We start from the raw sequence: 13,917 nt of genomic DNA on the forward strand, positions 1-13,917 counted from the left end.
GTCCTCTCAGTCAGATTGAATTGAGCGAAATAGACCGTCAGTGTGCCCAATGCCGATTAGTTAAGAAAGACACAGTGTTGGCGAGGGGATGGACGTATGGGGCTGCGGCCGTCAGACAAGCGGCCCGCGGGGGTAGCGCTTGAGCTTTTCGATCAGCTCGGCGCCGGGAATTGGCCGGTCGAACAGGTAGCCCTGGCCGACGTCACAGCGGTGGCGCCGCAGGAACGTCAGTTGCTGGGCGGTTTCGATGCCTTCGGCCACGACCTTGAGTTTCAGGTTGTGGGCCATGGCGATCACCGCCGAGGTGATTTCCATGTCGTCCTGGTTGTCCGGGATTTCGTGGATGAAGCTGCGATCAATCTTGATGATGTCGATCGGGAATTTCTTCAGGTAACTGAGGGACGAATAACCCGTGCCGAAGTCGTCCATGGCCAGGGTCAGTCCCAGGCGCTTGAGCTGGTCGAGCTGCAAATGGGTGTCTTCGGTGGCTTCCAGCAACAGGCCTTCGGTCAGCTCCAGTTCCAGCAGCCGGGCCGGCAGTTGTTCCTCCTTGAGAATGCTGGCGATGGAGGCGACCAGGTCCGGGTCGGAGAACTGCTTGGGCGACAGGTTGATCGCCACTTGCAGGTTGCCCAGGCCGGCGGCGGTCAGTTGCTTGCTCATGCGGCAGGCCTGGCGGGCGATCCATTTGCCGATGGGAATGATCAGGCCGGTTTCTTCGGCCACGCTGATGAACTGGTCCGGGCGGATCATGCCCTTTTCCGGATGGTTCCAGCGCAGCAGCGCCTCCATGCCCAGCAGGCGGCCGCTGCGTAGGCACAACTTGGGCTGGTAGAACACGTCCAGTTCATTCTGGGTCAAGGCGCGGCGCAGGTTGTTTTCCACGAACAGCTTGTAGCTGGCCTCGGCATTCAGCGCCTCGGTGAACACCTGGACCTGATGCTTGCCGTTGGCCTTGGCCTTGTGCAGGGCCAGGCCGGCGTTACGCATCAGGGTCTGCGGATCGCGGCCGTGCAGTGGCGCGCAGGCCAGGCCCACGGAACCGGTCACGCTGATCAACTGGTTATCGACGAACATGGGTTTGTCGAGGGTCATCAGCAACTGGCTGGCGATCTGCTGCCCGGATTCCAGGCCCGTGTCGTCCAGCAGGACCGCGAATTCGTTACTGGCAAATCGCGCCAGGCTGCCGCTGGGGCTCAAGCTGTTGCGCAGGCGCCGGGCCAGGCTGATCAGCAATTTGTCACCGGTCTGGTGGCCGAGGCTGTCGTTGATGCGCTTGAAGTTGTCGATGTCCACCAGCAGCAGGCTGATGGGCGAATCACTGTCCCGGGCGAAGCGTTCATCGAGGTTGCGAATGAACGCCGGACGGTTGCCCAGGTTGGTCAGGTTGTCGGTGTAGGCCAGGCGCTCGATGCGCTGCTGCGCCAGTTTGGTCTGGGTGATGTCTTCGTAGATGCCGATGTAGTGGGTCAGCTCACGGTTGTCGCCGTAGACCTTGGAAATCGACAACTGGCCCCAGTAGGGTTCCAGGTTCTTGCGCCGGCTCTTGAACTCGCCCTGCCAACTGTTGCTCTGGGCCAGCGCCGAGGGCGCGTCGAACAGCAGTTCGCTGAGGTTTTCCAGGGCCGGCAGTTCCGAGAGGCGCTGGCCGTGGACTTCCTCGGTGGTGTACTGAGTGATCGCGGTGAAGCTCGGGTTGACGTACTCCACCACACCGTCGCAATTGACCAGCAGGAACGCGTTGGCGCTCTGCTCCACCGCACGCTGGAACAAGTGCAGGGCGCTGGTGGCGGTACGTCGGTTGTGGTTGTTGATGACCTGGGCGAACTGGTCCGCCAGCTCGCCGGCAAAGGCGATTTCATCTGACTGCCAGGCGCGGGTGGCGCCCACTTGCTCCAGGCACAGCACGCCCACCACCTGGCCGTCGATGCGCACGCTGGCGTCGAGAATGGCATTGACGTCGCGGGCGCGTAGGCTCTCGGCCATTTCCCGGGTGCGCGGGTCACGGATCGCGTTGTGAGCGTCAATGGCGCGGCAGGTCTGCAGCGCCTCCATGTAGTCGGGAAAGTCGTTGGCATCGATGACCGCTGGCAGGAAGTAGTCCTGGGATGCGCGGTTGTAGGCAGAGATCGGCACCAGCTTGCCATTCTCCAGGTTCCAGAGGCTGGCGCAGTCGATCTGGTAAATGTCACAGGCGCTGCGGGTGATGAGTTCGGCGGCTTCGAGCAGGGAGTTGTTGGCGCTGTAGCGTTGACGGGTCAGCAGCAGGATCAGGTCCTGCTGGGCGCGTACCCGGTCCAGGTGCTGGAGCTGCTCTTGCTGGGCGCGCTGGTTCAGTTCCAGGGCGATCTGCAGGCGTGAGTTCTGGGTTTCCAGGTCCAGGGCTGGCATAGAGGGTTCGCCTTGCAACAAATTGTCCACCGCCAGCAGGTAACCGCGCAGCAGATGACGATTGTGTTGCTTATAGGCTTCACCCGTCTCCAGCACGTTCATCGGGCCCTTGGCGGTGTGGAGCGTGTAGCGAATCTGGTAATGCGCGGCCTGGGCCAATTGTTGCTGGATGGCGTCGTGCAACTGATAGCGTGCTTCGGGCTCCATCAAGCTGGCGTAAGGCGCACTGACCAGCGAGCACAGCTCCACCGCCGGTAGGCCAAAGTATCGCTCGCAGTTGGGATCGAGGAACAACAGCGCCCAGCTTGCTTCATTCAGCCGTTCGAAACGCAGCATACCGAGCCGCGAGGGCACCGGTAACTGCGTCACTACCTCGGCCGCCATACGGCTGGCGGCATCGGGTTGGCTTTTCATGGGGAAACTCGCTTCGAAAATGCTGATCGCGCCGGGCTGACGCCCTCGTTATTACGGATTGGCGCAAGGTTGCATCATTGCGGCACTGGCTGACAAGAGAGATGAAGGCCAAGTGCTATAAACCTTTTATCGGCCGACGAGAGGATTTCTCCAGTCGTCGACCGATCAGAGGACATGGAAAATCATTGCAGTGGGATATGAACGGTCTGCAAGGGGGTGCCGTCCCGGTCGTGGAAGGTGACTTGAAGGCTCTGGGTCGTGACATGCAGGCGGGCGAAGTTGTCCTGGCTCACCACTTTGCTGGTCAGTTCATAGCGGTACTCACCGCTTTTGGTGTGGGCCATGGGCCTGTTGAAAATAAAATCCGAGGCTTTCGCAAAAGGTAGCCATTTACTGTTGTAGAACGGCGAGGAAACCACGGTGTTGACCTCGAAATCAGGATCCTCGCTGTGACGCAGGCGGCTGGTCATGGAGCCGTGGACATCGCCCGAGACGAAAACCACGTTTTTGATCCGATGGCGGCGAATGGTTTCCAGCAGGCGCAGGCGTTGTTCCGGGAAGGCCTGCCAGGCATCGCCGTCGTTGTGCTTGCTGTCAGGGAAGAACATGACGCTGGTCACGATGAGTTTGACCCGGGCGGGGCTGTTGACGAGCCATTCAAGCAAGGACTGCTCCTGCTCCTCGTCGAGGATGCGCCGATCGTGCGCCGACAGGTTGCGTTGCGTCCGGCTGTCGGTGACGAACCATTGAATATCGCCGTGGGTGAAGGTGTACCAGTAGCGGGTTAACGACTTGTCTAATGTTCCGTCGCCCGACAGTTCATGGGCGGGCCCGTGACTGGCCTGATAAAGCCTATAAGCGGCGATGGCGTTGGCGTATAGAACATCGTCGTTACCGGTTTTCCTGGCGGGCCAGTTGTCTTCGATCTCATGGTCGTCAAGGATCATGTAGGTCGGGGTGCCAGACATCAGTTTCCGGATATGCGGCTGGGTAAATACCGATCGGTATCTGAAAAGAATGTTCTGATAGGTTCGGTCCGGTCCTATGACATTCAGGTCATCCAGATAAACCTGATCGCCGGTCATCAGTACCGCGCTGATCGGTGGCTCGGCCTGCGCCACGATGCGGTTGATACCGGCAAAGGTGCGGTCCCCCAGCCCCGGTAGCAACGGGGTGCCGGCGGCGATTCGCAAGTAGCGACAAGAGCCCACGATGTAAGCGCGTGGCGCATCGGTTTTGTTGGCCGGTGTGCGTAGGCGGTAGGTGTCCCTGGGCCATTGCAGCGGCAGTTCCTGGACGGTTTCCAGGGTATGGCTCGGGCTCAGGGGGCTGAACCAGCCGGCCTGGTACTCGTAGGCGGTATCGGGTTGAAGGCCTTTCAACACGATGACATCGGACATGTCGCGGTAGGCCTTCAATTCGACAAAATGCCCTTTCGACCAGCGTGTATCGCCTTGGCGCCGGTGGCGAATACCGGCGAATACCCGGTTGTTGCCGCGATCGCCGCGCAGGAATATCCGGGCGTGGTCCGTTGTCGTGTGGCCGACAATGGGGCTGAACGAGCCCCATGAAAGACAGGACACCGTTTCCCCCTTACGATAAGGGATAGGCAAACGGTTATGTTTATGACTAATAGCAACGATAAGAGTGGGGAGCTTTTGGGCCAGGAGCGGCGACGCCGCTGGAGTCCAGAGCAAAAGCTGGCCATGGTTCGCGAGAGCCTTGAGCCAGGGCAAAGTGTGTCGGTCGTCGCTCGACGCAACGGCATCAATGCCAACCAGTTATTCCTGTGGCGCAAGCTGTATCAGGACGGCAGCCTGTCGGCGGTCAGTGCTGGCGAAGCCGTGGTGCCGGCCTCCGAGCTGAGCGATGCGCTCAAGCAGATCCGTGAACTGCAACGGATTCTGGGCAAGAAAACGATGGAAGCCGAAATCCTCAAAGAGGCCGTGGAGATCGCCCGGTCGCGAAAATGGATTGCGCACTCACCCTTGTTGCCGGGGGACGACCAGTGAAGCTGGTCAGCGAATGTCTCGGTGTGGCGCGCTCGCAATTAACGGTTCGAATCAAGCAATCGGTATCGCCCAAGACACGGCGAAGCAGACCTGTGGACGACGCTGAGTTGGTGGTTGAAATCCAACAGCAGGTCAGCGAGTTGCCCAGCTATGGCTACCGTCGTGTCTGGGGATTACTGCGTCGGGAACGTGAAACCCATTCGCTGCCGGCGATCAATGTGAAGCGGGTTTACCGGGTCATGCGTGATCACAACTTGCTGCTGGAGCGTCGACTCAAACAGCCCGGCGTGCCGCGTCGGCACGAAGGCCGTATTGCCGTGAAAACCAGCAATACGCGTTGGTGCTCGGACGGCTTTGAGTTCCGCTGCGAGGACGGCGCCAAACTGAGCGTGACCTTCGCCCTCGATTGCTGTGATCGCGAAGCCATCGGCTGGGTGGCAAGCCCGACCGGGTACAGCGGCGATGATATCCGCGATTTGATGCTGGAAAGCGTGGAGAAGCGCTTCGGTGATCAATTGCCCACCACGCCGGTGCAATGGCTAAGCGACAACGGCTCGGCGTACACCGCCGAACAGACACGCCTGTTTGCTCGGCAGATCGGTTTGCAGCCGGTGACCACGCCAGTTCGCAGCCCGCAGAGCAACGGGATGGCGGAGAGCTTCGTGAAGACGATCAAGCGTGACTACGTGGCGCACATGCCCAAACCGGATCGGGAAACGGCGTTGCGTAACCTGGCAATTGCCTTCGAACATTACAACGAGCAGCATCCGCACAGCGCTTTGAAATATCGCTCGCCGAGGGAGTTCAGGCGCTTGGCGGCAGCATCAATTTAACAGGGAGTTGGTGTCCGGTTTTGTAGGGGCAAGTCCAGGGGCCAACGGTAGGTTTGAACATATTCGAATCCATTCGAAGTTTCAGTAGAGGGGGCAAACATCAAGTTGCCTTGAGCCTCTGATGCTAAGGCTCGATGCGGAATAAATATTGATCAGGGAGAGGGCGCAAGTTGTGAGTAATGCCTAACAGAAGGCGTAGTCATTTCAAACTTGTGTGGTAGGAAAGTTGCTGCGCCACCTGACCTTCCGCCATCGCGAGTAAGCTCCCACAGAGGGCTTGTGGTGCTCCTGTGGGAGCGAGCTTGCTCGCGATGAGGCCGGCACATCCAGCACCCAGGCTGCCTGGCTTGAATTCCAGGCAAAAAAAGCCCCGCCAAACGGGCGGGGTTGAGGTACGAGCGTGGCGCTCGGAAAACAGTGCTCCGAATGGCCCTCCGCAAGGGAGGGCCGCCCGGTGTTACAGCAGGATGGTGCGGATGTCGCCCAGCAGGTCGCTCAGACGCTTGGTGAAGCGTGCGGCGGCGGCGCCGTTGATCACACGGTGATCGTAGGACAGCGACAGTGGCAGCATCAGCTTCGGCTGGAAGGCTTTACCGTCCCAGACAGGCTGGATGGTGGCCTTGGAAACACCCAGGATCGCCACTTCCGGCGCGTTGACGATCGGCGTGAAGCCGGTGCCGCCAATGTGGCCGAGGCTGGAGATGGTGAAGCAGGCGCCCTGCATGTCATCGGCGGTGAGCTTCTTGTTCCGGGCTTTTTCGGCCAGGGCAGCGGCTTCGGCAGCCAGTTGCAGCAGGCTCTTCTGGTCGACGTTGCGGATGACCGGTACCAGCAGGCCTTCCGGGGTGTCGACGGCAAAGCCGATGTGCACGTATTTCTTGCGGATCACAGCCTTGCCGCTTGGGGCGAGGGAGGCGTTGAAGTCCGGCAGTTCCTTGAGCAGGTGCGCACAGGCCTTGAGCAGCAGGGGCAGTACGGTCAGCTTGACGCCGGCCTTTTCCGCCACGGCTTTCTGCGCAACGCGGAAGGCTTCCAGCTCGGTGATGTCAGCCTGGTCGAACTGCGTCACGTGGGGAATGTTCAGCCAGCTGCGGTGCAAGCTCGACGCGCCGATCTGCATCAGGCGGGTCATGGCCACTTCTTCGGTTTCGCCGAAGCGGCTGAAATCCACTGCCGGGATCGGCGGGATGCCAGCGCCACCCGAAGCGCCTTCGGCCGGTGCGTTCTTGGCCTTCTGCATCATGGCCTTGACGTAGGCTTGCACGTCTTCCTTCAGCACGCGGCCGTGTGGGCCGCTCGGGCCGACAGCAGACAGCTCGACGCCGAATTCACGGGCCAGCTGACGCACCGCAGGGCCGGCGTGCACCTTGGCACCGCTTGGTGCAGGCGCGGCGACCGGGGCTGGGGCAGCCTCGGCCTTGGCGGCAGGTGCGGCGGCTGGAACTGGGGCCGCTTCGGACTTGGCAGCAGGCGCAGCGGCCTGGGCGGGTGCGGCAGGTGCCGCAGCGCCAGCGACCTTGAGCTTCAGGATCAGGTCACCGGTGCCGACTTCGTCTTCCAGCTTGATCTCGACGCTTTCCACCACACCGGCGGCTGGCGATGGGATTTCCATGCTGGCCTTGTCGGATTCCAGGGTGATCAGCGACTGGTCGGCTTCGACGGTGTCGCCGACCTTGACCAGTACTTCGATGATCTTGGCCTTGCCCGACGAGCCGATGTCCGGGACATGAATGTCCTGGACCGTGGCAGCGGCAGGCGCAGCAGCTGGCGCGGGAGCCGCTTCGGCAGCCGGTGCGGCGGCAGGTTTTTCAGCCGCGGCCGGGGCCGCAGCAGGGGCGGGTGCTTCAGGCGCCGCAGCGGCGCCCTCGACTTCCAGCTCCAGCAGTTCGTCGCCTTCTTTCAGGCGATCGCCCAGCTTCACTTTCAGGCTCTTGATCACACCGGCCTTCGGCGCAGGCACTTCCATGCTGGCCTTGTCCGATTCAAGCGTCAGGATGCTCTGGTCGGCTTCGATACGGTCGCCGACCTTCACAAACAGTTCAATTACTTCACCTTCACCGCTGCCGATGTCAGGTACGCGAATGAGTTCGCTCACGAAAATTCTCCTCAGCAGTCCAGTGGGTTGCGTTTTTCTGGATCGATGCCGAACTTGACGATGGCCTCGGCCACCACCTTGGGTTCGATATCGCCACGGTCAGCCAGGGCTTCCAGGGCTGCCAACACAACGAACTTACGGTCGACTTCGAAGAAGTGACGCAGCTTCTTGCGGCTGTCGCTACGGCCGAAACCGTCGGTGCCCAGCACTTTGAATTCCTTGGAAGGAACCCACTGGCGGATCTGCTCGGCGAACAGCTTCATGTAGTCGGTAGAGGCGATGACCGGACCTTTGCGGCCGTTCAGGCATTCTTCGACGTAGCTCAGCTTTGGCTTCTGGCCAGGGTGCAGGCGGTTGCTGCGCTCTACGGCCAGGCCGTCGCGACGCAGTTCGTTGAAGCTGGTGACGCTCCACACGTCGGCACCGACGTTGAACTCTTCACGCAGGATCTTCGCCGCTTCACGCACTTCGCGCAGGATGGTGCCCGAGCCCATCAACTGGACGTGGTGCGCCGCTTCGCGGGTGTCTTCCTCAAGCAGGTACATGCCCTTGACGATGCCTGCCTCGACACCGGCCGGCATGGCTGGCTGCTGGTAGGACTCGTTCATCACGGTGATGTAGTAGAAGACGTCCTGTTGCTCTTCGGTCATCTTCTTCATGCCGTCCTGGATGATCACCGCCAGCTCGTAGCCGTAGGTCGGATCATAGGTGCGGCAGTTCGGGATGGTCCCGGCCAGCATGTGGCTGTGGCCGTCTTCGTGCTGCAGGCCTTCGCCGTTCAGCGTGGTCCGGCCGGCGGTACCGCCGATCAGGAAGCCACGGGTACGGCTGTCGCCAGCCGCCCAGGCCAGGTCGCCGATCCGCTGGAAGCCGAACATCGAGTAGAAGATGTAGAACGGCAGCATCGGCTGGTTGTGGCTGGAGTACGAAGTACCGGCGGCAATGAACGAGCTCATGGCGCCCGCTTCGTTGATGCCTTCTTCGAGGATCTGGCCTTTCTTGTCTTCGCGGTAGAACATCACCTGGTCTTTATCGACTGGCTCGTAGAGCTGGCCGACGGACGAGTAGATGCCCAACTGGCGGAACATGCCTTCCATACCGAAGGTACGGGCTTCGTCCGGGATGATCGGGACGATGCGCTGGCCGATTTCCTTGTCCTTGACCAATTGCGCGAGGATCCGCACGAAGGCCATGGTGGTGGAGATTTCACGGTCGCCCGAGCCGTCCAGGATCGCCTTGAGGGTCTCCAGTGGCGGGGTCGGGATGCTGAAGCTCTTGGCGCGACGCTGTGGTACGAAACCGCCCAGCGCGGCACGGCGCTCGGCCAGGTAACGGGCTTCGGCGCTGCCTTCTTCGGGTTTGAAGAACGGCAGGTTTTCCAGCTCGCTGTCCTTGACCGGAATGTCGAAGCGGTCGCGGAACAACTTCAGGCTGTCGACATCGACTTTCTTGGTGTTGTGCGCGGTGTTCTTCGCTTCGCCGGCGCCGGTGCCATAACCCTTGATGGTCTTGGCCAGGATGACGGTTGGCTGCTCTTTGTGGTTGACCGCTTCGTGGTACGCCGCATAGACCTTGTACGGGTCGTGGCCGCCACGGTTGAGTTTCCAGATCTCGTCGTCGGACAAGTCGGCAACCATGGCCTTGAGTTCAGGCGAATTGAAGAAGTGCTCACGGACGAACGCGCCGTCCTTGGCCTTGTAGTTCTGGTATTCGCCGTCGATGACTTCGTCCATGCGACGTTGCAGGATGCCGTCGACGTCCTTGGCCAGCAGCGGGTCCCAGAAACGGCCCCAGATGACTTTGTTGACGTTCCACTGGGCACCACGGAACACGCCTTCGAGTTCCTGGATGATCTTGGCGTTGCCGCGAACCGGGCCGTCGAGGCGCTGCAGGTTGCAGTTGATGACGAAGATCAGGTTGTCCAGTTTCTCGCGGCCGGCCAGGGAGATTGCGCCCAGGGATTCCGGCTCGTCGCACTCGCCGTCGCCCATGAAGCACCAGACTTTTTGCTTGCCGGCCGGGATGAAGCCACGGGCTTCCAGGTACTTCATGAAGCGCGCCTGGTAGATCGCCTGGATCGGGCCCAGGCCCATGGAAACGGTCGGGAACTGCCAGAAGTCCGGCATCAGCCAAGGGTGCGGGTACGAGGACAGGCCATTGCCGTCCACTTCCTGGCGGAAGTTGTTCATCTGGTCTTCGGTGATGCGGCCTTCCATGAACGCACGGGCATAGACGCCTGGCGATGCGTGACCCTGGAAGTAGATCAGGTCGCCGCCGTGTTCGTCGGTCGGGGCCTGGAAGAAGTAGTTGAAACCGATGTCATACAGCGTCGCACTGGAGGCGAAGCTGGAGATGTGACCGCCCAGGTCAGAATCTTTCAGGTTGGTACGCATGACCATGGCCAACGCGTTCCAGCGTACCAGCGAGCGAATGCGGCGTTCCATGAACAGGTCGCCAGGCATGCGTGCTTCGTGGGTAACGGGGATCGTGTTGCGGTATGGCGTGGTGATGGCGTAGGGCAGTTGCGAACCGCTGCGGGTTGCAAGTTCGCCCATACGGGTCATCAGATAATGAGCACGGTCTTCGCCTTCTTTGTCGAGAACCGATTCCAGGGCGTCCAGCCATTCCTGGGTTTCGACGGGATCGAGGTCTTGCATGGCTTGCTCCAGGGCGGAAAGGCTACCAGAATCGGTTGCCTGAGTTTGCGACTGGCCTTGTGGGCAGACGATATAAATTCTTGGATTGCCGAAGGTTGTTTCGGCGGCGTGTAGTTTTACTACAAATCGTCGGCCGTTTCAGCCTTTCGAATGTATAGACGAGTAGTAAAACTACACATGAGCGGCTTCTGGCCCCTCGTTTCGTTGTGAGAATAATCGTTACTGTTGGTCTTTAGCCAACTCGAACAGGTAAAAACTTGATGCCGGCTGCCAATAAAATCAGATTTTCAGCTATTTATCATCTTTGTTCGACAGTCAACCCGGTAGTGTCTTTTGAAAAAACACTACATCCAGCCTCTCCCGCGCCGATCAAGGATAGACCATGAGCCTGCCCTCGCTTGCCGAAGTACCGGCGATTCTCCAGTCATTGGTCAGTCGTGCCGAGCAGTCGTTCCGTGCGGTGGTCGCCTTGTTCGACGACGATCACGGGTTGTCGGCCTGGCCCCCACAGCGTTGGGAGGCGTTCAACCGTGTTGCCGCCGCCAGCGACTTTTTCATCGAGCAGTGTGTCCGTGACCCGGTGATGCTGCTGGAGCTGGTGCGCAGCGGCGAACTGGACCGCAGCCTGGCGCCCGGTGAAATGTGCGCGCAGATCGGTGCCGCCGTGCAGGCCGCCGAGACTGAAGAAGAACTGGGCCGCGTCCTGCGCCGCCAACGCACCCGCCAGCAGGTGCGGATCATCTGGCGCGACCTGACCCGCCAGGCCGACCTGGTCCAGACCTGTCGCGACCTCTCGGACATGGCCGACACCTGCATCGACCAGGCCTATCAATGGTTGTACCAGCGCCTCAGCCAGCAATTCGGCACACCCACCGGACGGCGCAGCGGCGAGCCGCAGCAGATGGTCATCCTGGGCATGGGCAAGCTGGGTGCGGTGGAGCTGAACCTGTCATCGGACATCGACCTGATCTTCGCCTACCCCGAGGGCGGCGAAACCGTTGGTGTCAAACGACCGCTGGATAACCAGGAGTTTTTCATCCGCGTCGGCCAGCGCCTGATCAAGGCCCTGGACCCGATGACGGTCGACGGCTTCGTGTTCCGCGTCGACATGCGCCTGCGCCCCTACGGCTCGGCCGGGGCGCTGGTGCTGAGCTTCAATGCCCTGGAGCAGTATTACCAGGATCAGGGCCGCGACTGGGAACGCTACGCCATGATCAAGGCGCGCGTGGTGGCGGGCGACCAGGTGGCGGGTGCGCAATTGCTCGACATGCTGCGCCCGTTCGTCTATCGCCGTTACCTGGATTTTTCCGCCATCGAAGCGCTGCGCACCATGAAACAGCTGATCCAGCAGGAGGTGCGGCGCAAGGGCATGGCCGACAACATCAAGCTGGGCTCGGGCGGCATTCGTGAGGTGGAGTTCATTGCCCAGGCGTTCCAGTTGATCCATGGCGGTCGCGACCTGAGCTTGCAGCAGCGTCCGCTGCTCAAGGTGCTGGGGACCCTGGAAGGCCAGGGCTACCTGCCGGCCAAGGTGATCGACGAGCTGCGCCAAGGCTATGAATTCCTGCGTTATACCGAACATGCGATCCAGGCCATTGCCGACCGCCAGACCCAGATGTTGCCGGACAACCCGCAGGACCAGGCGCGCATTGCGTTCATGCTGGGTTTTGCCGACTGGCCGGCCTTTCACGAGCAATTAATGTACTGGCGCGGGCGTGTGGCCTGGCATTTCGGCCAGGTCATCGCCGACCCGGATGACGAGGAGGGTGGCGAAAGCGAAGTGGTGGTGGGCGGCGAATGGTTGCCGTTGTGGGAAGACAGCCAGGATGAAGAGGCGGCGTGTCGTCAGTTGGAGGAGGGTGGCTTCGTCGATGCACCCAAAGCCCTCAAGGCGTTGGCCGCCCTGCGCGGCAGCCCGCAACTGCGCGCCATGCAGCGCCTGGGACGCGAGCGTCTGGATGCCTTCATTCCACGTCTGCTGGCCCAAGCCGTGGAACATGCCGATCCAGACCTGGTGCTGGAGCGGGTTCTGCCCTTGGTGGAGGCCGTGGCCCGCCGTTCGGCCTACCTGGTGCTGTTGACGGAAAACCCCGGCGCCCTGCGGCGTTTGCTGACGTTGTGTGCGGCGAGTCCGTGGATTGCTGAACAAATCACCCGTTTCCCCTTGCTGCTCGATGAATTGCTCAACGAGGGCCGGCTGTTCAAGCCGCCCTTGGCGCCGGAGTTGGCGGCGGAGTTGCGTGAGCGCCTGACGCGCATCCCCGAGGATGACCTTGAGCAACAAATGGAGGCGCTGCGGCATTTCAAGCTGGCGCACCGCCTGCGGGTGGCGGCCTCGGAAATTGCCGGCAGCCTGCCGCTGATGAAAGTCAGCGATTACCTGACCTGGCTGGCCGAGGCGATTCTCGAACAAGTGTTGGCCCTGGCCTGGCGCCAGACGGCCGCCAAGCACGGCGTGCCATTGCGCACCGATGGCAGCCTGTGCGATCCGGGCTTCATTATTGTCGGTTACGGGAAAGTCGGCGGCCTGGAATTGGGGCATGGTTCTGACCTGGATCTGGTGTTCATCCACGATGGCGATCCTCAGGCGGAAACCGACGGCCCGAAACCCATCGACGGTGCACAGTTCTTCACCCGGCTCGGCCAGCGGATCATTCACCTGCTGACTGCCCAGACCAATTCCGGGCAGTTGTATGAAGTGGATATGCGTCTGCGACCGTCCGGGGCGTCGGGACTGCTGGTCAGCTCCCTCGGGGCGTTTGCCCGTTACCAGGAGAACGAAGCCTGGACCTGGGAACATCAGGCGTTGGTGCGGGCGCGGGTGCTGGTGGGCAGCCAGGACGTGGGCCAGGCGTTCGAGAAAGTGCGTGCCCAGGTGTTGGGACGCAAGCGTGACTTGCCGACGCTGCGCCAGGAGGTCAGCGAGATGCGTGCCAAGATGCGCGATAACCTTGGCAGCAAGGCCACCGCCGCCGGGACCGCGCCGAATGCCTTCGAGGCCACGGCGCCCTTCGACCTCAAGCAGGATGCCGGAGGTATCGTCGATATTGAATTTATGGTGCAATACGCGGCCCTGGCGTGGTCCGAGGAACACCCGTCGCTGGTGCGCTACACCGATAACATCCGGATTCTGGATGGGTTGCAGGAGGTCGGGTTGATGCCGGCCGAAGACGCCAGCCTGTTGCGCGAGGCCTATAAAGCCTTCCGCTCCGCCGCTCACCGCCAGGCCTTGCAGAAAGACCCGGGGGTGATAACCGGTGATCAGTTCGTGGACGAGCGCCGGCAGGTACTGCGGATCTGGCGGGAGCTGGGCCTGAGCTGAAGGTTTAAATGTGGGAGCGAGCTTGCTTGCGATAGCGGTAGGTCAGGCAGCATTGATGTTGGATGCGTTGGCCTCATCGCGAGCAAGCTCGCTCCCACAGTAGATTTGTGGTGCTGCGCAGTAGTTGAAGCCTATGCAGAACCCTGTGGGAGCGAGCTTGCTTGCGATAGCGGTAGGTCAGGCAGCATTGATG

General features: G+C 61.2%; 6 protein-coding genes. 2 read left to right on the forward strand and 4 right to left on the reverse strand.

Annotated features, from left to right (window positions below):
- Nucleotides 1–111: 111 nt before the first annotated feature.
- Both KI237_RS02905 and KI237_RS02910 read right to left on the reverse strand, forming a co-directional pair.
- Nucleotides 112–2,805, reverse strand: a complete 2,694-nt coding sequence (locus KI237_RS02905) for a putative bifunctional diguanylate cyclase/phosphodiesterase (protein ID WP_212798727.1) — start codon at nt 2,803–2,805, stop codon at nt 112–114.
- Between the two features lie 182 nt (nt 2,806–2,987).
- Nucleotides 2,988–4,388, reverse strand: coding sequence for an alkaline phosphatase D family protein (locus tag KI237_RS02910; RefSeq protein WP_212798728.1), 1,401 nt, complete (start codon nt 4,386–4,388; stop codon nt 2,988–2,990).
- 42 nt (nt 4,389–4,430) lie between these two features.
- Here KI237_RS02910 and KI237_RS02915 point away from each other — a divergent pair.
- Nucleotides 4,431–5,650 (forward strand): IS3 family transposase gene (locus KI237_RS02915; protein WP_376741864.1). Its coding sequence is split into 2 segments (ribosomal slippage): nt 4,431–4,776 and nt 4,776–5,650, totalling 1,221 coding nucleotides; the frame shifts between segments, so codons are not numbered across the junction.
- Nucleotides 5,651–6,107: 457 nt separating this feature from the next.
- Here KI237_RS02915 and aceF read toward each other — a convergent pair.
- Both aceF and aceE read right to left on the reverse strand, forming a co-directional pair.
- Nucleotides 6,108–7,745 carry a dihydrolipoyllysine-residue acetyltransferase gene (gene aceF, locus KI237_RS02920; RefSeq protein WP_212798729.1) on the reverse strand — a complete coding sequence of 546 codons (1,638 nt, stop codon included), beginning with the start codon at nt 7,743–7,745 and terminating at the stop codon, nt 6,108–6,110.
- Between the two features lie 11 nt (nt 7,746–7,756).
- Entirely contained in the window at nt 7,757–10,402 is a 2,646-nt protein-coding gene (gene aceE / locus KI237_RS02925) for a pyruvate dehydrogenase (acetyl-transferring), homodimeric type (protein WP_212798730.1), read from the reverse strand.
- A 382-nt stretch (nt 10,403–10,784) separates the two neighbouring features.
- Here aceE and glnE point away from each other — a divergent pair, with 382 nt between their 5' ends.
- Nucleotides 10,785–13,724, forward strand: coding sequence for a bifunctional [glutamate--ammonia ligase]-adenylyl-L-tyrosine phosphorylase/[glutamate--ammonia-ligase] adenylyltransferase (gene glnE, locus KI237_RS02930; protein WP_212798731.1), 2,940 nt, complete (start codon nt 10,785–10,787; stop codon nt 13,722–13,724).
- Nucleotides 13,725–13,917: the final 193 nt, after the last annotated feature.

The sequence above is a fragment of the Pseudomonas sp. St316 genome (assembly GCF_018325905.1).
Classification (GTDB): Bacteria; Pseudomonadota; Gammaproteobacteria; order Pseudomonadales; family Pseudomonadaceae; genus Aquipseudomonas.

What these genes read in the sequence shown, in the direction of transcription:
- aceE (WP_212798730.1), bottom strand. Translation starts at nt 10,402, where the DNA reads ATGCAAGACCTCGATCCCGTCGAAACCCAGGAATGGCTGGACGCCCTG.
- glnE (WP_212798731.1), top strand. Translation starts at nt 10,785, where the DNA reads ATGAGCCTGCCCTCGCTTGCCGAAGTACCGGCGATTCTCCAGTCATTG.
- KI237_RS02905 (WP_212798727.1), bottom strand. Translation starts at nt 2,805, where the DNA reads ATGAAAAGCCAACCCGATGCCGCCAGCCGTATGGCGGCCGAGGTAGTG.